16 protein-coding genes and 1 pseudogene are annotated in these 19,223 nt (G+C 42.4%); 10 read left to right on the top strand and 7 right to left on the bottom strand.

The features are described from left to right. Window positions 1-321 precede the first annotated feature (321 nt). Window positions 322-969: a DsbA family protein gene (locus V7K89_RS31015; RefSeq protein WP_335194211.1), complete on the bottom strand. Its 648-nt coding sequence runs from the start codon at window positions 967-969 to the stop codon at window positions 322-324. Window positions 970-1,295: 326 nt separating this feature from the next. Here V7K89_RS31015 and ffh point away from each other — a divergent pair, with 326 nt between their 5' ends. The 5 genes from ffh (at window position 1,296) to V7K89_RS30990 (ending at window position 5,404) form a co-directional block, all read left to right on the top strand. Beyond that, on the top strand, window positions 1,296-2,759 hold the full coding sequence (gene ffh, locus V7K89_RS31010; RefSeq protein ID WP_335194209.1) for a signal recognition particle protein: 1,464 nt from the start codon (window positions 1,296-1,298) through the stop codon (window positions 2,757-2,759). Between the two features lie 150 nt (window positions 2,760-2,909). Beyond that, window positions 2,910-3,170 (top strand): 30S ribosomal protein S16, encoded by a 261-nt coding sequence (gene rpsP / locus V7K89_RS31005; protein WP_335194207.1) that lies wholly within the window; start codon window positions 2,910-2,912, stop codon window positions 3,168-3,170. Then, window positions 3,133-3,567 (top strand): KH domain-containing protein, encoded by a 435-nt coding sequence (locus V7K89_RS31000; RefSeq protein WP_335194205.1) that lies wholly within the window; start codon window positions 3,133-3,135, stop codon window positions 3,565-3,567. Before rpsP ends, V7K89_RS31000 begins: the two co-directional genes overlap by 38 nt. Window positions 3,568-3,974: 407 nt before the next feature. Continuing rightward, on the top strand, window positions 3,975-4,928 hold the full coding sequence (locus tag V7K89_RS30995; RefSeq protein ID WP_335194215.1) for a PhoH family protein: 954 nt from the start codon (window positions 3,975-3,977) through the stop codon (window positions 4,926-4,928). A 77-nt stretch (window positions 4,929-5,005) separates the two neighbouring features. Beyond that, entirely contained in the window at window positions 5,006-5,404 is a 399-nt protein-coding gene (locus tag V7K89_RS30990; protein WP_335194204.1) for a ChuX/HutX family heme-like substrate-binding protein, read from the top strand. A gap of 70 nt (window positions 5,405-5,474) precedes the next feature. On the opposite strand, the gene V7K89_RS30985 is transcribed toward V7K89_RS30990, so the two are convergent. From V7K89_RS30985 to V7K89_RS30970, 4 genes are all read right to left on the bottom strand, one after another. Next, window positions 5,475-6,221 carry a peptidylprolyl isomerase gene (locus tag V7K89_RS30985; protein WP_335194202.1) on the bottom strand — a complete coding sequence of 249 codons (747 nt, stop codon included), beginning with the start codon at window positions 6,219-6,221 and terminating at the stop codon, window positions 5,475-5,477. Window positions 6,222-6,310: 89 nt separating this feature from the next. Beyond that, window positions 6,311-6,463: a hypothetical protein gene (locus V7K89_RS30980; RefSeq protein WP_335194200.1), complete on the bottom strand. Its 153-nt coding sequence runs from the start codon at window positions 6,461-6,463 to the stop codon at window positions 6,311-6,313. Window positions 6,464-6,471: 8 nt separating this feature from the next. After that, window positions 6,472-6,930, bottom strand: a complete 459-nt coding sequence (locus tag V7K89_RS30975; protein ID WP_335194198.1) for a hypothetical protein — start codon at window positions 6,928-6,930, stop codon at window positions 6,472-6,474. A 79-nt stretch (window positions 6,931-7,009) separates the two neighbouring features. Next, on the bottom strand, window positions 7,010-7,612 hold the full coding sequence (locus V7K89_RS30970) for a helix-turn-helix domain-containing protein (RefSeq protein ID WP_442941811.1): 603 nt from the start codon (window positions 7,610-7,612) through the stop codon (window positions 7,010-7,012). A gap of 416 nt (window positions 7,613-8,028) precedes the next feature. Between V7K89_RS30970 and V7K89_RS30965 the strand changes: the two genes are divergently transcribed. From V7K89_RS30965 to V7K89_RS30950, 4 genes are all read left to right on the top strand, one after another. Next, entirely contained in the window at window positions 8,029-8,310 is a 282-nt protein-coding gene (locus tag V7K89_RS30965) for a hypothetical protein (RefSeq protein ID WP_335194196.1), read from the top strand. Between the two features lie 245 nt (window positions 8,311-8,555). Then, window positions 8,556-10,364, top strand: a complete 1,809-nt coding sequence (locus V7K89_RS30960; protein ID WP_335194194.1) for a S8 family serine peptidase — start codon at window positions 8,556-8,558, stop codon at window positions 10,362-10,364. Between the two features lie 266 nt (window positions 10,365-10,630). Then, entirely contained in the window at window positions 10,631-12,004 is a 1,374-nt protein-coding gene (locus V7K89_RS30955) for a PAS domain-containing sensor histidine kinase (protein WP_335194192.1), read from the top strand. A 182-nt stretch (window positions 12,005-12,186) separates the two neighbouring features. Further along, on the top strand, window positions 12,187-12,978 hold the full coding sequence (locus V7K89_RS30950) for a response regulator transcription factor (protein WP_335194191.1): 792 nt from the start codon (window positions 12,187-12,189) through the stop codon (window positions 12,976-12,978). Between the two features lie 149 nt (window positions 12,979-13,127). Here the strand turns inward: V7K89_RS30950 and V7K89_RS30945 are convergent, their stop codons facing one another. Beyond that, entirely contained in the window at window positions 13,128-14,471 is a 1,344-nt protein-coding gene (locus V7K89_RS30945; RefSeq protein WP_335194190.1) for a S8 family peptidase, read from the bottom strand. A gap of 375 nt (window positions 14,472-14,846) precedes the next feature. Further along, the gene (locus V7K89_RS30940; protein ID WP_335194188.1) at window positions 14,847-15,218 is read right to left on the bottom strand and encodes an NHLP leader peptide family RiPP precursor; all 372 of its coding nucleotides are present in this window, start codon (window positions 15,216-15,218) and stop codon (window positions 14,847-14,849) included. Between the two features lie 588 nt (window positions 15,219-15,806). Between V7K89_RS30940 and V7K89_RS30935 the strand changes: the two are divergent. Continuing rightward, window positions 15,807-19,063: pseudogene (locus V7K89_RS30935) on the top strand (type 2 lanthipeptide synthetase LanM family protein). The last annotated feature ends 160 nt before the right edge of the window (window positions 19,064-19,223 follow it).

The raw sequence follows: 19,223 nt of genomic DNA, 5'->3' as shown, positions 1-19,223 counted from the left end.
TAGATCATAACTGTAAGGGTTTGCCATACGAATGCAGAAATCAATCACTTCTCTATATATTCTACGTCCTAACTAAGATGGCGACTGCTATATCAGATAGTCACAGAAAAACATAACGGCAAGATATACTGCCAATCTGAACTTGGCAAAGGTACAGAGTTTGTGATTGAGTTGCCGATTTATCAGGTAACAACTAAAAAACCAGTAGCTAAAGTTAAGGGGCTAGACCAGGAATAAGCAAAGAGACCAAGTGATGATTTATATGCATTCATCTGAAAAATCATCACTTTTTTACTCAGTACTATTTTGGTTACAGCAATATTAGATAATTAATTGTTTTACCTTTTCTATTACCCAATCTACACGATCCTTTCCCCAAAATCTTTCGCCTTCCACTACCCAAGTCGGGACTCCGGGACAGCCAAACTGTTCATATTCTGCCAAAGCTGCTACTGCTGCTTGTTTGGCTGCTTCCCCGTAGATTAACTCAAGAATGCGATCGCCATTCAGCCCAACATCATCTGCAACTTTCTTAATCACAGACTCATCGTTGACATCAAGTAGATCAATGTACGTTGCTCGAAAGAAAGCGGCATCAAGCAGATGCTCCTTCCCAGTTCCACAAGCAGCGTAATATGCCCTTGCGGGAAGTTCTTCACGACCAAACTTCATTTTCTCCCAGCGCTTGACCCACATACCAAATTCTTCAAGTTCTTTGAGCCGAATTTCAATACCGTACTTTTTTGCCCACCGCAGACAATCTTCTTTGTGATAGGACGATAAAAGAGCGCTTTCACTTCGTCCTTGGAGATCAGCTACCTTTATCCCACGCTCCTTCGGTATATAAATTGGTCGTCGTTCAATGTCAACAGGCAATCCGCGCAAAGCTTTTTCTGCAAGAGCAATACCAATATATGAATTTGACGAGTGGTATATCGAGTATGAGTATACTTTGATTCGCTGCGACATCTTGGCTACCGTAGCTACCTAACTAGATAATATTACGAATTAGCAATCGCAGCAGTAGCCAATATTCAATCATCAGAGTCCCCAATTCCCACTATTGAAAAGAGGCAGAGGGGCGGGGTGCTGTTCTTGCTGAGAAAAAAAACTTACTGCAACTTCTCCTCTGCTCCCCAGCTCCCTTACTTCTTCCCCAATCCGTATCTGATTGCTACAGTCGGGGTGAAAAATACTAAGCTGGTAGATAGCACGTTTAAACTTTAGCGGAAATTCCAAATCGCATTCATCCGCGGTTTAGAATTCCCCATTGGCGAACTACCTGTAATTACATTATGTTTGATGCATTATCTGACCGTTTAGAATCCGCCTGGAAAAAACTGCGGGGACAGGACAAAATTTCTCAATCCAACATTCAAGATGCATTGCGCGAAGTGCGCCGCGCCTTGTTGGAGGCAGATGTCAATCTCCAGGTAGTCAAAGATTTTATTAGCGAAGTCGAAGCCAAGGCACAGGGAGCCGAGGTGATTACCGGCGTGCGACCTGACCAACAGTTTATCAAAATTGTTCACGATGAACTGGTGCAGGTGATGGGAGAAGAGAATGTTCCCATAGCAGAAGCCCAAGAACAGCCTACTATTGTGCTAATGGCTGGATTGCAAGGTACTGGTAAAACCACGGCTACCGCTAAGTTAGCCTTACATCTCGGTAAATTAGAGCGTAGCTGCTTGTTAGTGGCGACAGATGTATATCGCCCAGCTGCGATCGACCAGTTGGTGACGTTGGGTAAGCAAATTGACGTACCAGTATTTGAACTAGGAAGCGACGCCGATCCCGTAGAAATCGCAAGGCAAGGTGTAGAACGCGCCAGAGCAGAAGGTGTCAACACAGTAATTATTGATACTGCTGGTCGTCTGCAAATTGACGAAGATATGATGGCGGAATTAGCCCGCATCAAAGCAACTGTCCAACCTGATGAAACTCTGTTGGTGGTGGACGCAATGACTGGTCAAGAGGCAGCTAATCTTACCCGCACCTTCCACGAGCAGATCGGCATTACTGGAGCGATTCTCACCAAGATGGATGGTGATAGCCGTGGTGGTGCAGCGCTTTCGGTGCGAAAAATTTCGGGAGCGCCGATTAAATTTGTGGGTGTAGGTGAGAAAGTCGAGGCACTGCAACCGTTTTATCCAGATCGCATGGCATCGCGGATTCTGGGAATGGGCGATGTATTAACCCTGGTAGAAAAAGCCCAAGAAGAATTTGACTTAGCAGATGCTGAGAAAATGCAGGAGAAAATTCTGTCAGCAAAGTTTGACTTTACTGACTTTCTCAAGCAGTTGCGGATGCTGAAGAACATGGGTTCTCTGGGAGGCTTGATCAAGATGATTCCAGGAATGAACAAGCTCTCAGACGATCAACTCAAACAGGGAGAAACCCAGCTTAAGCGGTGTGAGGCGATGATTAACTCCATGACTCGCCAAGAACGCCACGACCCCGACTTATTAGCCAGTTCTCCCAGTCGGCGGCGGCGGATTGCTGCTGGCTCCGGCTATAGAGAGTCAGATGTCAGCAAACTGGTGGGTGATTTCCAAAAAATGCGATCGCTCATGCAGCAAATGGGTCAAGGTAGCTTCCCTGGAATGCCGGGAATGTTCGGCGGTGGCGGCATGGGCAACGCCTTTGCCGGAGCGGGAAATCGTCCCCCAGCCCCTGGATGGCGAGGTTATGATGGTGCCTCAGCCACGAAAAAGAAAAAACCCAAAGATAAAAAGAAAAAAGGCTTTGGCAATCTTTAGTCATTGGGCATGGGGCATGGGGCATGGGGCATAGGTAGTTTGCTAATGACAAATGACTAATGACTAATGACTAATAGCAGCAAATGCTAGACGAGTGCTAAAATTAGCATTTCGGCATACTTACCAATTAGGAGAATAGATTCTTCAATCATGATCAAACTGCGCCTGAAGCGATTCGGTAAAAAGCGGGAAGCAAGTTACCGCATTGTCGCCATTAACAACCTCGCTCGCCGCGATGGTCGTCCCTTAGAAGAGTTGGGATATTATAACCCCAGAACTGATGAAGTGCGACTAGACGTTCCCGCTATCGTCAAGCGACTACAACAAGGCGCTCAACCTACTGACACCGTTCGTCGCATTCTAGTAAAAGCTAATGTTTTTGAGCAGGTCAGTGCAACAGCCGCATCATAATTTGAAAACAAAACTCCCAACAGCTAGCCCCAACTATGTTGAGCTGGTTCGGTTTTTGGTGCAGCCGTTTTTGGAATCTCCAGAGACATTAAGCGTCGATTGTGAAATTTCTCAGTCCCTGAATCGGGTTTGGGTTCGCATCGCCTTTGAAAGCACAGATAAAGGGAAAGTGTTTGGTCGAGGGGGACGCAATATTCAGGCGATTCGCACAGTAATTGCCGCAGCCGCAGCCGCAGCTGGGCAATCAACATACCTGGATATCTACGGCAGCACCACGCCAGGCCGTGAGGGTATGTCTTTTGATGAAGAGACAGAAGAGCGATCGCCACCACCCACTAGGAGAGAACCGCGTGGAAATGATGGGTCTAAACCCATTGTTAAACCCCGCCTCCGCTAGGTTGAAACTAGAGAGCAAATCTGAGCGGTTGTTGCTACCTCCGCTCAGAATTTTTATAAAGATGGAAACTAGTAAAAAGATTTTTGAATCTTTTTTTGGACTCTTTACCAGTAGGAGCGTACAGCTTTGCATTGGTGTCAACTTCAGATTAAATCTTCTGAGTGCATGAGTTTTGCCTTCACCCCCAGTTCTTCTCCCATATTGGCAGAGGGGAGTAAATTCTCCAGTTCCCCTTCTCCCAATATGGGAGAAGGGGTTAGGGGATGAAGGCAAGCTGTACGCCCCTACAACCGATTAATTTATGACAAAAATTTTTCCACAATGTAAGTAATAAAAGCGTAATTTCGCCGTTAGCGAGAAAAGATTAACCTTTGTCAAACACAGATCCTCACCAATTACGAAATACTATGGCAGGTGCTTTAACAATTCAGCTGCCGAATATTCCCAGTGCGATCGCTCTTAGCGGAGATGGAGAAGAAAATCTCAAAATCTTATCTCGGCAAACAGGAGCCGCTTTAGTGCTACGCGGACAGGAATTAGTCATTTCTGGTACCGAAAAGCAAATCGATCTGGCTTCTCGATTAGTGCGATCGCTTGAAGACCTCTGGATTAAAGGCAATACCATTTCCAGTGCCGATATTTTAACAGCTCGTCAAGCCATAGATAGCGATCGGCAAGGGGAACTGCAAGATTTACAGCGAGATGTCCTCGCCAAAAGTCGCCGAGGTGAAGAAGTCCGTGCCAAAACCTTTCGCCAGCGCCAATATATCGACGCACTCCGCAGACGCGATCTTACTTTTGGGATTGGGCCTGCTGGTACCGGCAAGACTTATCTCGCTGTTGTTGTTGCTGTCCAAGCACTCCTTGCCAATCAGTTTGAAAAGCTAATTTTAACTCGCCCTGCCGTCGAAGCCGGCGAAAAACTCGGTTTTTTACCTGGAGACTTACAGCAGAAAGTTAATCCCTATCTTCGCCCACTTTACGATGCTATTTATGAATTCATCGACCCAGAAAAAGTACCCAGTTTAATGGAACGCGGTGTGATTGAAGTCGCACCACTCGCCTATATGCGGGGACGCACCCTCAATAACGCTTTTGTAATTGTCGATGAAGCTCAAAATACTACACCCGCTCAGATGAAAATGGTTTTGACTCGTTTGGGCTTCCGTTCGCGGATGGTGATTACAGGCGACATGACACAAACTGATTTGCCACTTCACCAACAATCAGGTTTAGGAGTAGCTTTACAAATTTTAAAACACGTTGAAGGCATTGCCTTTTGTGAATTTTCCCAAAGAGATGTTGTGCGTCATCCTTTAGTTCAGCGTATTGTCGCTGCTTATGAACAATATGAAAAATAGGGATTGGGAATGGGGCATAAGGCATTGAGCATTAGTTAGAAATCATCGTTTAACCAATGACAAAGGACAAATGACAAATGACCACAACATTAAAAGAATTTTTAGCAGCTTGCGAGACTTTGGGAACTTTGCGTTTAATTGTTACTAGCAGCGCTGCTGTGTTAGAAGCACGAGGCAAAGTAGAAAAGTTATTTTATGCAGAATTGCCCAAAGGTAAATATGCAAATATGCATACTGAAGGCTTTGAGTTTCACTTGAATATGGATAAAATCACTCAGGTGAAATTTGAAACAGGTGAAGCGAAGAGAGGTAACTTTACAACCTATGCCATCCGGTTTTTAGATGATAAACAGGAGCCTGCTTTAAGCCTCTTTTTACAATGGGGTAAACCGGGAGAATATGAACCAGGACAAGTGGAAGCTTGGGAAACTCTAAAAGAGAAGTATGGGGAAGTTTGGGAACCTTTACTAGCATAAATTTAATACAGCTAAACTGATAAGGGTGGAGGAATCGGATCTCCTGTTGCCATATACTGGTATTTTACTATTAATTCTCCATAAAAAGAGCGGAATAACCAGAAATTAGCTCAATTTGTTGCTTTAACCATTCATAAAACAAGTCTGAGATAATTTTTAAGCGCAACATCTCGTCCAATTGTGGCTCAATGAGTTCCTCAACCAAAATCAGATGCGCCCCAATCGATGTCAATATTGGTTTGATAACTTGCGGTGGAGTTGCCGCAAAGACAGCAGCAGAAATTTCTGGTTTCAAATTTGCACGTTTTAATATGCCTCGATATCCTCCTTTTCTACGTAGTTCTGTATCTTGAATATATTGATGAGCAATTTCATGAAAACTCATCTCACCTTCACCCAATGCGTAAAACAGTTCCATAGCTAAATCAAAATCATCTAAAACCACTTCATACATAACTACCTGGACATAATCAATCTGATGTTCTACAAAAAAAGGTTCAACTTTATCTACAAACAGATGTTGAGCTAATTTTGAGGAAATTACTGTGTAATAAACTAATTCTTCAAACTTGTCTAGAGATAAACTGTGTTTTTCTAGCCATGACCAAGTAGCATCAGCGCTAATCAATTTGTTCATCAGACGCAAGCTATCTGCCGCTTGCTGTAGTTCTTCTGGCTCAACTTTAATACCAACCTCTTGTGCCGTATGTGAAATAATCTTGCGAGTAAGAACACCTTCTATCACAGAAGGAATTTGACATGAAAGCTTGATTTGATTGATAATTTCGTCTAGAGAAACGGTTGGTGCTTCTAACATACTAAAACTCCTTAGGGATCAAATTGAAGCTGAATTTAAAAATATTAAAAATGAAATATTAAAACGTAAATTTTTGAAATTTCCTTTTTTTAGAGTTTTAAACCACCTTTTTGCAACTTTTTAAACGGATCTAGCACAAAATCAACAATACGGCGCTGCCGAACAATTACCTCAGCAGTTGCTGTTTGAACAGGCGTTAAAGCAATACGTTTGTTTCCACTTTGAATATAAGTCTGTGGCATTGCAATTTCTAATTCATCGATAACGTTGTACCTTCATGCGCTCTTGCTTGTTGCGCTGCTTCTATTACCTCTTCTAAAGTTGCTTCTGGATAACCTAAACTAATGTTTTCTCGAATCGTACCACCGAACAGAAAAGTATCTTGGTCAACAACACCAATTTGAGAACGGAGCGATCGCAAACAATCTCCCAGAATATAGCAAAATTTGAGGTTTACTGAAGCTTTAGTAGTGTAAGGCTGAAAGCCTTCTTCTGGAAACAGGGTTAGCTCACTAAATGATCGTCCCATTCCCGGTGAAGCGATTAAGTTATCTGTGCTATTGAGCAGTCTGACCTTACCCGTCAGGATGATATAAATACCAACCGTAGCATCTGATGCCTGCCAAAACAATTTACCTGCATTTGATTCTATGATTTCAATTTGTTGAAGGCAATTTGAAAGTTCCTGTTCTAACAGAGGTTGACCCAAAGTTTGGGTGAGTTGTTGACCTAGTTGTTGCTTTGGAAACGTAGATTTAATTCGGAATCATAGCTTTCCAGGTGCGGAATTAATTGTTGGTTTTCATCAAACTGAATTGCCACAATAAACTAGGTTCAGTGTTCGACGGCAAATCGCCAATCTTAATACTGGAGTCTTCTTGAGTTGAGGAATATTTGTCAGTAGTGTGTATGCGCAATCGAGTAGAAAGCCCCATTTCCTTGAGCAAACGGTTAATGTGGCAACTGCTAACCTTAATCCCCAGTTCTTTAGCCAAATGCTTGCTTAACCATTGTCCTGTCCAGCGTTGAAATGGATAGCCATACTCACGTGGACTATGGCTTGCCAGTTCTTGCAAACGAATAAGATATTGCTCATTCACAGCCTTGGGACGACCCATCGGGCGATCGCTCCAATGGTGAGCTTGACCTGTTTGGGCGATCGTCATCCAGTGCCGTGCCGTCTCCTGAGAGCATCTTAATGCTTCACAAATTTGAGTCTGAGATTGGCCTGCATCTGCCAACAATATGATTTCAATGCGACGGCGGTATTCTGGACGTAAATCTGTTTCTAGACTCTTGAGCAAAAGCTTACGCTGAAAACTTGTTAAGTATAGACCTTGCTTGTCCACAGCAATTCCTCCTGGTATAACTTGCAATGCCCAGATAGAAATTAATCTGGATAATTCCTGAGAACCTCTGTTACTTCTCTGAATCAAAACTCCGGGAATTCCACATCTCGTTACAAAGCTTTACAATATTCGGATGAACAGTCAGAAGTTAGGCTTTATAGGCTTTAATGGTGTGACAAACTAAAAACAGCACCATTTACAACAGAAAACATAGCTTCAATTTGAAATTAGATAATTAGCAGTAGTAACGCGCTACTGCACTGTAATTTTTCAGATAAAAGTACTTTTATTTATGAATATTAAATATTTTAATAATTAAAACATAACTCATGTAATTCTGCATAAAGAAGAAGTTTTTAAGTCTTGAAATTATAGATTAAATCTCTAAAGATTGAAATATGATTAGGTAATATACAGCTAATCTAATTACAAACAACTTCGTCTAAGAGGAAAAATCAATGGCTACTATCAATATTTCTGATTTGCGTCCTACTGGTTCCGACCTATTTTTTGATTCTGAAGGCTATCAGGTTGTTGAACTAGACGATAACGAGCTAGACAACATCGTTGGTGGACTTTTTGGTGCTGCTGGTGGTGCTTTTGTTGCCGGGGAAATTGCACGTAGAGATGGGAAATCTCCAAAGAGAGAATATGATGATGCGCTCATTGGAGCAATTGGTGGCTTTGTTGCTGGATTACCTGGAGGTCCGCTTGGCGCTGCTTTATCTACTCCAAATTAGAAGCCAAAAGAAGCTTGATTCCTGACAAATATTTTACATTCCTTAATGCTTCATAGGCTGATATTGAGCGTAGCAAAACCTAACAAAAACAAACTCCCTTTGCTTTTACGAATTCAACCAACCTATACAAGCAAGATTTGTTGGTCAATCAAGTAAAAATTACTCTAGTAGGATTCAAAAATTGATACTATTAGAGTAATTATGCAAACAATTAAGTCTTTATAGTTCACATTACCTTTATCATCATGGTTGGAAAAGTAACAACATTAGGCGATAGAGCGATTAAAGCGAACGTAGCTCGACAGTTTTTTGGCGTAGACGGAAGTGGAATAAAAGTAGGGATTATCTCGACTAGCTTTAATGCTTTATCTGGGTTAGATACAGATATTAAAAGCGGGGATTTACCAGGCAAAGATAATATTCTTGGGTATAATAAACCTGTCAAGATTATTGCAGACAGTAGTAATCCTTTGTATGCTGATGATGAGGGTAGGGCTTTAGGTCAAATAATTCATGATATTGCTCCAGGTGCAGAACTTTTTTTTCATACTGTTTTAGACGATGAAGATGAGGCTATTGTCACTGAGGAAAGTTTTTCTCAAGCTGTTTCTGCACTTGTAGCACAGGGTGTAGATATTATTGTTGAAGATTCTGTTCTAGCATCTCCTCTTCTTCAAGATGGCAAAGCAGCCAAATCTGTAGAATATGCAGTAAATAAAGGTGTAACTTTTATTTCTGCTGCTGGTAATAACGGAGGAATTTCGTATGAAAGAAAATTTCGTGTAGGAGCAGAATTTGAGTTAGGAGGTCTTCAGTTTCAAGCTCATGATTTTGATATCGGAGAGAATATAGATATCTTCCAAAACGTCAATGTATTAGAAGAAAACACGCTAATCAGACCGTTTTTATCGTGGAACGAACCTACTGGAAAAGTAGAATCTAAATATATTCAGTTTTTAGTAAATACACCAGAATTGCCCAGTTTAAATAATATAGTTAGAATCTCAGTTTCACCTAACGAGTCTCTTGTAGACACAGCGCTTGCAGTGCTTTCGTATGCTCCCAATAAAGGTGAAGAATTATACTTCGTTATTGCAAAACTTGCTGATACTGAAAATAGCAAAACTGATTTTTTTAAGTGGATAAGTGGTGCTAACGGGCTGGATCGTAGCACTGATTATGAATATATAGATGAAAGCGCGAATAATCGAACAGTTTATGGTTCTAGCAACGCACCCAACTCTATTACAGTCGGTGCAACAAATATAGATAATCCTACTGAAATTAGGAGTTATTCAAGTCGGGGGGGTTCTCCTATTCTGCTGGACTCGGAAGGAAATAGACTGACTAAACCTATTTTAAGAAATAAGCCAGAAGTCTATGCACCAGATGGAGTTGAAACTGCTTTTGCTCCTGACTCTCGATTTGCTGTTTTTAGAGGAACATCCGCCTCTGCACCTCACGTAGCAGGCTTAGTAGCATTAATGTTAGATCGAGCCGATGGAAATCTAACTCCTGAAGAGATTCGTACTAAAGTCCAAAATACTGCGCTTTCTATAGAAGAAGGTTCAGGGCTTGTACAAGCAGATCGGGCTGTTATAGAAGCATTTGTTTCAGAAAAGATAGGGTCTAACTGTACTGATTTTCTTTACGGGACAGATTCTGCTGACAATCTTTATGGAAACAAAGGCGCTGATATTCTAGTTGGACGGGGAGGGCAAGACTATTTAGTAGGAGGAGACGGGCAAGACATTTTATTAGGAGGTAATGGCAATGATGTCCTCGATGGCGGTAAAGACAACGATATCCTTATTGGTGGTAAAGGAGCTGATCGGTTTGTGCTGCAATCAGGAGGTGGGCAAGACAAAATAATTGATTATCGTGATGGAGAGGACTTTTTCATCTTAGGGAATCTGACATTTGAGCAGATCACAATTACACAAGGCATTTTTAGCACTTCAATTCAGGTTACAGATACACAAGAAAAACTAGCGGAACTTGTTGGAATACAAACTAGCACTATTGGGGTAGAAAACTTTATAGCGTTGGTATAGCAAGAAGGTTAGATTGATTCGCATGATCGGTTAGCTTTGGAGCTTGGACTCGGTGCGAAGAAAATGATGTGGCGATCGCAGGCGTTCAGCAAGGTAAGCTAACGACTGCTGAATTTGAATACCTGAATTGACTTTAAAAAAGATTTTGGAAGCTCGGTATTAATTTGGCTTTATCGATTCAAATTAAAAGTGCAACAGCTTACCAGCAGTTTGAGGATGGAAACTAATCTTCAAAACCTCATTCAGTAATTACCAGGAGTGGAAGTATGTTTTCTAATGACGGTATTTTAGAACAACGCAATTTTCAAGTCACACTACCGCATACTTGGGATCGTGATTTAAGCGATGTCTACGACGAGCTTCGCTTACGCCAGCAGAGTTTTTTGGACTTACAGAGAAGCAATATAGCGTTAGAGTCAAAAGTGCAAGAGCTTTTGACTGACTTAACTGCTGCTTCCGAGCAATTGTGTCGTGATCAAGCTTTGTATCAGCAGACAGAGACAGAACTACAAAAGTCCCTTTCTTTGCTTCAAGCAACTTTAGATTCTACTGCTGACGGTATTATTGCAATCAGCTGTAAGGGAGATATCCTTTGTGCAAATCAGAAATTTTTCCAAATGTGGCAGATTCCAGATTCGCTCATTATTTCACAGAAGCATAACCAATTTTTAACTTTTTATAAAGACCAACTTAAAAATCCAGAAATTTTTTGCAGACGCATTCAAGAACTGGATAATCAATTAGATTTTGAAGATTACGGTATTTTAGAATTCAACGATGGCAGGGTCTTCGAGCCATACAGCCAACCTCTGCGGTTAGGTGAACAAATTATTGGCACTGTATGGAGCTTTCGGGAGATCACTGCACACAAGCAAACAGAAAGAGAAATTCGCTTTGCTCTAGAACAAGAAAAACTTTTCAATGAACACAGAGCGCACTTTTTATCTATGGTTTCTCATGAATTTCGCACTCCCTTGAACGTCATCTCACTCTCTACTAGTTTACTGAAACGTCATCTTCACCGATGGACTGAAGAGAAAAAACTACAGTATTTACAGCGCCTACAAACAGCAGTTGAACAAATTAGCCAATTGACGGATGAAATTTTCATCAATGGTAAAGCGGAAGTAGGAAAGCTAAAGTTTGAGCCAAAACCACTTAACCCGATCCAATTTTGCCGTGACATATTGGCAGAAATGAATTTGAACGAAAGCAACGCCACTTGCTCCAATTTTGGGAAAGTTTGCAACGCAATGGCTCCCCAGCACACAGTCACCTTAGTTAGCCAAGGTGATTGTACAGTCTGCCTGGATAAAAAATTGCTACAGCCTATTCTCAGGAATTTGCTCTCAAATGCGGTCAAGTATTCACCAAGTGATAGCACGATTGATTTAGTAGTTTCTTGCCAGGATGGAGAAGTAATTTTCCAGATTAAGGATCAAGGAATTGGCATTTCGATAGCAGATCAACAACGACTGTTTAAGCCATTTCATCGGGGTGCGAATGTCGCGAAGATCCCAGGTAATGGATTGGGGTTGGCTCTTGTCAAAAAGCTTATAGACCTACATGGTGGTCAAATCACCGTTACCACTGAAGTTGGGGTGGGTACTACGTTCACAATTACGCTGCCCCTGCTATGACAATCTCTGCACAGCACAGCTGGAAAGATGATGAAAATTCATACAGAGGTGTTTCATGCTATTGAAACTCAATCAGGTTATAGTGGCATAATGTCTTGCGCCCCTACAACATGATTTACCCAATTATAAATCGCTGTAATTCGTTATTCACCTGATAAATAACTAAATATCAAGGCGAAACCATGACAAAGATTTTAGTCATTGAAGATGAGCCAGAAAGTCGAGATATATTTTTAGACAGTTTAGAAGCAGAAGGGTTTGAAGCTATCGCTGCTCAAAACGGTCTTGTCGGCATTCAGCAAGCACAAGAACACTTGCCTGATTTAGTGCTTTGCGACATAATGATGCCAGAACTTGATGGTTACGGTGTCCTCACAACCTTACGCCAAAACCCTTTAACAGCAATGATTCCCTTCATTTTTCTTAGTGCGAAAACTACTAAAACTGAGATTCGTCACGGAATGAATTTGGGAGCTGACGATTATCTTACCAAGCCCTCGACAGTAGAGGAATTATTAGGAGCGATCGCAACTCGACTGAAAAAACAAGCAACTATGCAGCAGTGCTATATTGTTCAGTCCCAGCGAGTTCCAGAGCCACAAAGTACTGACACAGCCAAATCCGTAGATCCGCAGTCGCTTTTGCCTACTTGCCCTCAACTGAAAGAGGTTTTTGACTTCATCGAAGCCAATTATTATCAATCGATTACCCTGTCCAACGTAGCCCAAGCAGTTGGTTACTCCGCAGCTTACTTAACCGACCTAGTGCGACGCCAGACGGGAAAACCAGTGAATCATTGGATTGTCGAGCGCCGAATGGCAGCAGTGCGTGCCTTACTTTTAGAAACTAACCAGTCCGCAAATCAGATTGCTGAGGCTGTGGGCTATCAGAATGAGGGTCATTTCTTCCGTCAGTTTCGCCAGTATCACGGGACTACGCCCCAAGTTTGGCGCAAGGCGCAGCATATCCAGTAGTTAAAAACTGAACTAGCGCCTCAGTAATCAAAAAACCCGTTTGCTTCTCAAAGTACACAAACATGGGACTGGGATTAGCTTCTAGAAATACATATTCCCCAGTTAGCTGATGACGCCAATCGATTGCTGTCCACTCCAGCATGAATGCCTTAGCGATCGCTAAACACTACTGTTGAATTGTTTGTGGAGTTAAGTGCGATTGCAGTCCCACCCAAAAACGGCTGCCGTTTGATTGGTCGCTCCTTCAGGCATCGTGCAATGACTCCTCTGGTAATTACATAAGTCCTAATTGAACTTAGGGCAAGACTCTCACTGGGCTTAACTATAGCCTTAGACCTCTGTTGAGTACGTTTTAGACACAGACCAACAATTAGAATACCGACACATAGCAACCCTAGAGTTGCAGAAGGTTCAGGGACTGGTTTGGGTTCCACACCCAATGCTATAACAGCTTCTTCTGCCTGGATCAGACCAAAGCCAAGTCGAGAGTCAAAACCCGACAAAGGGCTGTCAGCCGTATCTCTTAAAGCATCATAGATCCCACTGGGTGTTGCGCTTGAGGCGGCCTCTAGTAAAAGTGCTGCCACTGCGGCTGTGAAAGGAGTCGATGCCGAGGTACCGAAGAAACTGTAGAAGTCGGAGTCGGCATCAACTGGGGAACCTCCACTCAAGTTGAAGGAAATTGCTAGGCCGTCCGGAGCCACAACATCCGGCTTGAGCAAATCTGGGATGCCTTCCGAAGAGAAGGGTTCTAGTTGCCCCTGCTCTACAACAATATCAAACGCATTGTTTGAGTAGGATTTCGCGTTCCCGTAGTACACTGCTCCAGCAGTCAGTGCATTTGGATTATTCCCGTGTCCGTATATTGGTATATCAGGCACTTTGCTATCGGCGGGATTATTACCATCGGGGGGAGAATCTCCATTACCAGCGCTAGTAAAGTAAGAAATCCCCTGGTTGACTACTGTAGTAATTGCTTGGTTGATAGGCCCGTTCGGAGGCTCTATATCTGAAAAGTTTAAAGGTAAATTAGAAGATTGAAGCGGGGGGTATCCATATCTAACATCATCCACGATGATGTCAGCCCCAGCAGTAGCTAGAGCCTGAATGCCTTGACCAAAGGCTCCTGCACCACCCGTGCTTGTGTGGAACACTAATTTAGCCCCCGGAGCCACGGCATGGATGATCTGCAATATGGCGCGACCCTCATCTTTAGCATCAGTCCCAGCATAGTCCTTTAAGACTTTAATGCCAGATGGTAAATAGTTATCAGCGACGTTGCTGGCATAAGTATCCAGGTTACCAGAGGTATTAACGGTCTTTGCTGTAGCAAAGCTATCGGATAACACACCGATGGTAATTCCGGTGCCATCTAGACCGTAGCGATCGCGCAAATTATCAACCCCTGTAGCTTTGGCTGCTGATTCGATTGGCAAAGTGAACGTAGCCGCCTGTACCTTGGCAACGAAGCTTCCGAATGCGGTAGTTGTCACAATTGCCCCTGAAGTGACGATTTTTTGAAGGAGTTTCAAGTCTCTCATAGTATAGTGTTTAAGAATATTCTCAAGATTCACTGGTTTAAAGATAGATTTACTGCTGTTTACTGACAGGCTAAGATTACACTAATCAGAACTGGGGTCTATAGCCTGAGCGATAAATTCTTTCAGAGCTTTATGCAGTGTGGTGTCTCCTAATGAGGATTAACCGAAACCAGACCATCAATTTGAATTCTTTAGGAAAAGATTCAAAAAAATAATATTAATTATGCAAGAAAACCCAATGAGCGCAGCAGAATTCCCTGCTCAAACTCATTGGGTTAATTCTACTTGTGCCGATCATTAATTTGCTAGATCTAACTAGATCTAGATTTATACTAAATCCTGGGCACCTGTAGTATCGCTGTTGTTGATACATTGGTCAATGCTGGTTATGACAAGGCAAACACTAATGCCACCTGCAACTTTTTCTAAATCTTCTTCAGATAACTCTACCCCAGATCCAACTTGAGCAGGGTTTTCCGGAAGAACCAGGTAAACCTTTTTGCTAGTCTCCTGAAGGACTTCAATTTCCACATCTTCTGGAAGTTGTTGTCTTAACTCTCTATTAATAACAGCCTTGGGATTGTTGATTAATTCCTGTTTGAAGGTTTCACTTTCCCAGGCTTGCTCAATGAGCTTTTGTTCTAACTCGGCTCGTGCATTTAAGGACTGAGAAATAAATTTTTTGAGTTCTGCGTGCATTTTCAAATATCCTAAATAGGGTTGACAAAAACTAGAATAGCGATACGAATAATTAACGTCAATCTATTTTTTTTAGGAAGAAGACCGAAAAAAATAGTAGTAACAAACAGTAAAGCTGAAAAATCTAAATTATTTAGATAAATCGAAACAAGTACACAAGCAAGAACAAGATAAGATAACAGATTTGAGGGAATTATCCAAAAATTATCTTTGAATATTAAACACGATCTAAAAAATTGTTAGTCTGATCGAAAGATTTTAGATTGTGATTCTGGGTTTACATCCGCTAAGCTACAAGTATCTAGGTATCACTAAAATAAACATTCTGGGTTCAACTAAAACGGAATGTAAATAACGAGGAAAAAGTAAAGCACTTACATCAATTAAATATGGTGTAGAGGCAAAGCTTAGGGAAAAATATATTCGGTGAAACCCAAGCTTTTGTTTTGGCTAGCAGTTCTGAGCGGGTATACTTTACCCTTCTAGGGAATTATAGACAAACCTTCATAGAATTAATGCAGTTCATCACTTTGGCAAATACCATGAAGGTTTGTTTGTGCAATTTACAGCATTAGGATAGCTATTTAAATGAAAGTTTCACAGCAAGATTTAATCAAAATAGTCGAGCGAGCTAGTACACTCTCTGAAAGACTCAGCGATCGCTTCATCCCTGATAAACAAAATGTCAACGATAAGCAGGTACACTCCCGCTTGGAAGCTTGGTGTCAGGTTGTCGCAAAAGGCAACACAGAAAAATTTGCCAAACGCCTTGCTTGGGATGGTCTAAATACCAATACTGTTGTTGATATTCTCGGCGATGTTCGTCTTGCTGATACAAAACAACTTCCTTCTTGGACAGAGACTTTGTGGGAAGCTCTAGAGGTAGACTTGAACACAGATAATTCAGATGTGGAACGCTGTCTAGATCCCGAAGATCCCATTCCCTTTGAAGAAGTTTATTTACCCTTTGTGCAAGTAGCACGGCAAAAACTTATTGCTCAGGTTGGCGAGAGTTGGCATCTACTAACTGAAGCAGTTCACATTAGCCTTGAGCGCCAGCTGTTAAAAAAGCTAGGGATTTTGTTTGCCAAATCTCTACACATTGAGTTTTCATTATTCAAAGCTCTGAAACAATCCCCATTCACTCTCTTACTCGGACGTCTGCAAAGCAGTAACTCTCGTGAGCAGTATCAAACCTTTATTAACGATCTTAAAGCAGGCAAACTGCTATCCTTCTTCCAGAAGTACAGCGTCTTGGCTCGACTGGTAGCAACACTAATGGATCTTTGGGTTGAGGAAAAAGCCGAATTCTTCCAGCGACTGGCATTAGACTGGCCAACTATTCAGCAGACGTTCCAAGACGACATAGATCAGGTCATTGCCATCCAATTAAACCTTTCAGACCCTCACAATCGACGACGCTCTGTAATGATTCTAACCTTTGCCTCTGGCTTAAAACTGGTATACAAACCTAGAGGCTTAAGCTTGGAGGCAGCGTATTTTCAGTTGCTCAACTGGTGTAATCAGCAGGGAAGTCTACTACCATTCAAGCTACTCAAAGTTATTGACTGCAAAACTCACGGTTGGATGGAGTACGTAGAGCATCTGCCCTGTAAAGATGAAGCAGCAGCACAGCGATACTACCAGCTGGGATGCTTGTATGTCTAATCTACGTGCTGCAAGGAATTGACTTCCATCAGGAAAACTTGGTCGCTAGTGAGGAACACCCAGTACTGGTGGATCTGGAAGCCCTTTTACATCACGATGCTCGTGATATTGACCCTGCTCTAGAAGAAGAAAATGCACAATCCCTCGTGAATCAACAATTTTTTAACTCAGTACTGCGAACCGGACTTTTGCCAAACTGGGCATTTGACCCAAATAGAGAAAAGGCTGAGGACACGACTGGATTAGGAGGAGTTGGTCAGGAAATTTCTGTCAAAACCCAAAAGTGGAAAAACGTCAACAGTGACAACATGGCATTAGGGTACGAGTTTGAGATCATGCCACCCAAAGCAAATGCACTTTCTCTCAATGGCACTACCCTGTTACCCAGTGATTATGTTGATGAACTTGTCGGTGGGTTCGAGCAGATGCATCAGTTCCTGTCAGAACGACGAGAAGTACTTCTAACACAGAATAGTCCCATAGCGGCTCTGGCTCATCAGAAAGTACGGTTTTTGTTTCGTCTTAGCATTGTCTATGCTCAGCTTTTATACAAGGCCATGCAACCAAAATTCCTGCGGCATGGTATGGATCGCAGTATAGAGCTGGATGTGTTAAGCCGAGCATTTTTGAAGGCTGATACGAAACCTGCCATCTGGCCAATGCTGTCGGCAGAACTACAAGCCTCAGAACAAATGGATATTCCTTACTTTGCTACCGACTCAAGCAGTGATGCTCTGATAGTCAACCCTAACCAGATAATTGAGGAATATATTAAAGAACCTAGCTATGACCAAGTAATTTCTCGTATACAGCAGTTAAATCATGCAGATTTAGTCCAACAGATTGCCATTATTAGAGGTTCTTTATACTCGCGGGTCGCTCGTGGAATGACCAGTGTCGCACCCACTGAATATCCTATTACTAGTCTGGATACTGCACCTGACTTGATACCAGCACAGTTGGTGCAGGAAGCAGTAGAGATTGCCAAAGAACTCCAACAACGAGCAATTCAAGCCGCTGACGGTAGTGTTAGCTGGATTGGCTTGGGATACATTCCAGAGGCTCAACGGTTCCAACTTCAGCCGTTGGGCGATGGGTTGTATGACGGTGTTTGCGGAGTCGCTTTATTTTTAGCGGCGTTGGCAAAAATTACTGGTGACACGCGATTTCGAGATTTAGCACTGAGCGCCTTACAATCCCTAAGAAAAACCTTGCAGCAGACAGACCCAAGTTTTCAGCGTCAAATTACCAAACAAAAGGGTATCGGTGGAGGCATTGGATTAGGGTCTATTGTTTATGCTTTGGTACAGATCAGCAAATTTCTGGATGAACCGGAGCTTTTGGATATTGCTAATCTGGCAGCCTCATTAATAACTCAGGAAAGCATCACAAGCGATCGCAAATTTGACATCATAGCTGGGGCAGCAGGGGCAATTCTAGGGTTACTGAGTTTATACCAAGTAAAAGCAGAGCCAGCTATTCTAGATCAAGCTGTTGCCTGTGGTTATCACTTACTGATTAACCGTCTCAAGAGCGATTCTGGATTGAGAGCTTGGCCAACTCTAGAAGGCAAATTAGTGACCGGATTTTCTCATGGTGCAGCGGGCATTGCCTACGCCTTATTACGATTGTACAAAGTTACCCAAGAAACAATTTTTCTAGAAGCAGCAGAGGAAGCGATCGCCTACGAACGGAGTGTCTTTTGCTCCAGTACTGGAAATTGGCCAGACATGAGGTCTTTTAGCCTTGATCAAAAGAAGCTTTTCTTTATGACTAATTGGTGTCATGGTGCTCCTGGTGTTGGTTTAGCCCGTTTAGGGAGTCTTTCAATTCTCGATACACCAGAAATCCGCCAAGAGATTGCAGTGGCATTAAATACGACTCAACGGTTTGGTTTGCAGAACATTGACCATCTCTGCTGTGGCAATTTTGGCAGGATAGAGTTTTTATTGGTAGGAGCTTCCAAGTTGTCACGTCCGGAACTTAGGGATACTGTCGAAAAACAGGCAGCATGGCTTGTCGCCAGAGCGAAGCAAGTTGGTGGTTTTTATATATTTTCCGAACTTCCCAAAGATGTTTACAGCCCTGGTTTCTTTCAAGGTATCACCGGAATCGGGTATGAACTTCTGAGGCTGGCATATCCAGACTTACTTCCTTGCGTGTTGCTGTGGGAGTAACAAGAGGCGACTGGACTCTAAAAAACATGGTTGTAATTACTGAATCAGCAAGTGAAAATAGAAGCGGATAAAAAGAATAAATTGATTCAACTGGTAGTTATCGTAGCGATTTTAGGTGATCGCTGCTTAGTCATTAAACAGCCATAGCTCTGATTAATCT

It is taken from the genome of Nostoc sp., assembly GCF_036917515.1.
Classification (GTDB): Bacteria; Cyanobacteriota; Cyanobacteriia; order Cyanobacteriales; family Nostocaceae; genus Nostoc.
The sequence above is the reverse complement of the archived record's forward strand: the minus strand, read 5'-3'. Positions and strand labels throughout refer to the sequence as shown.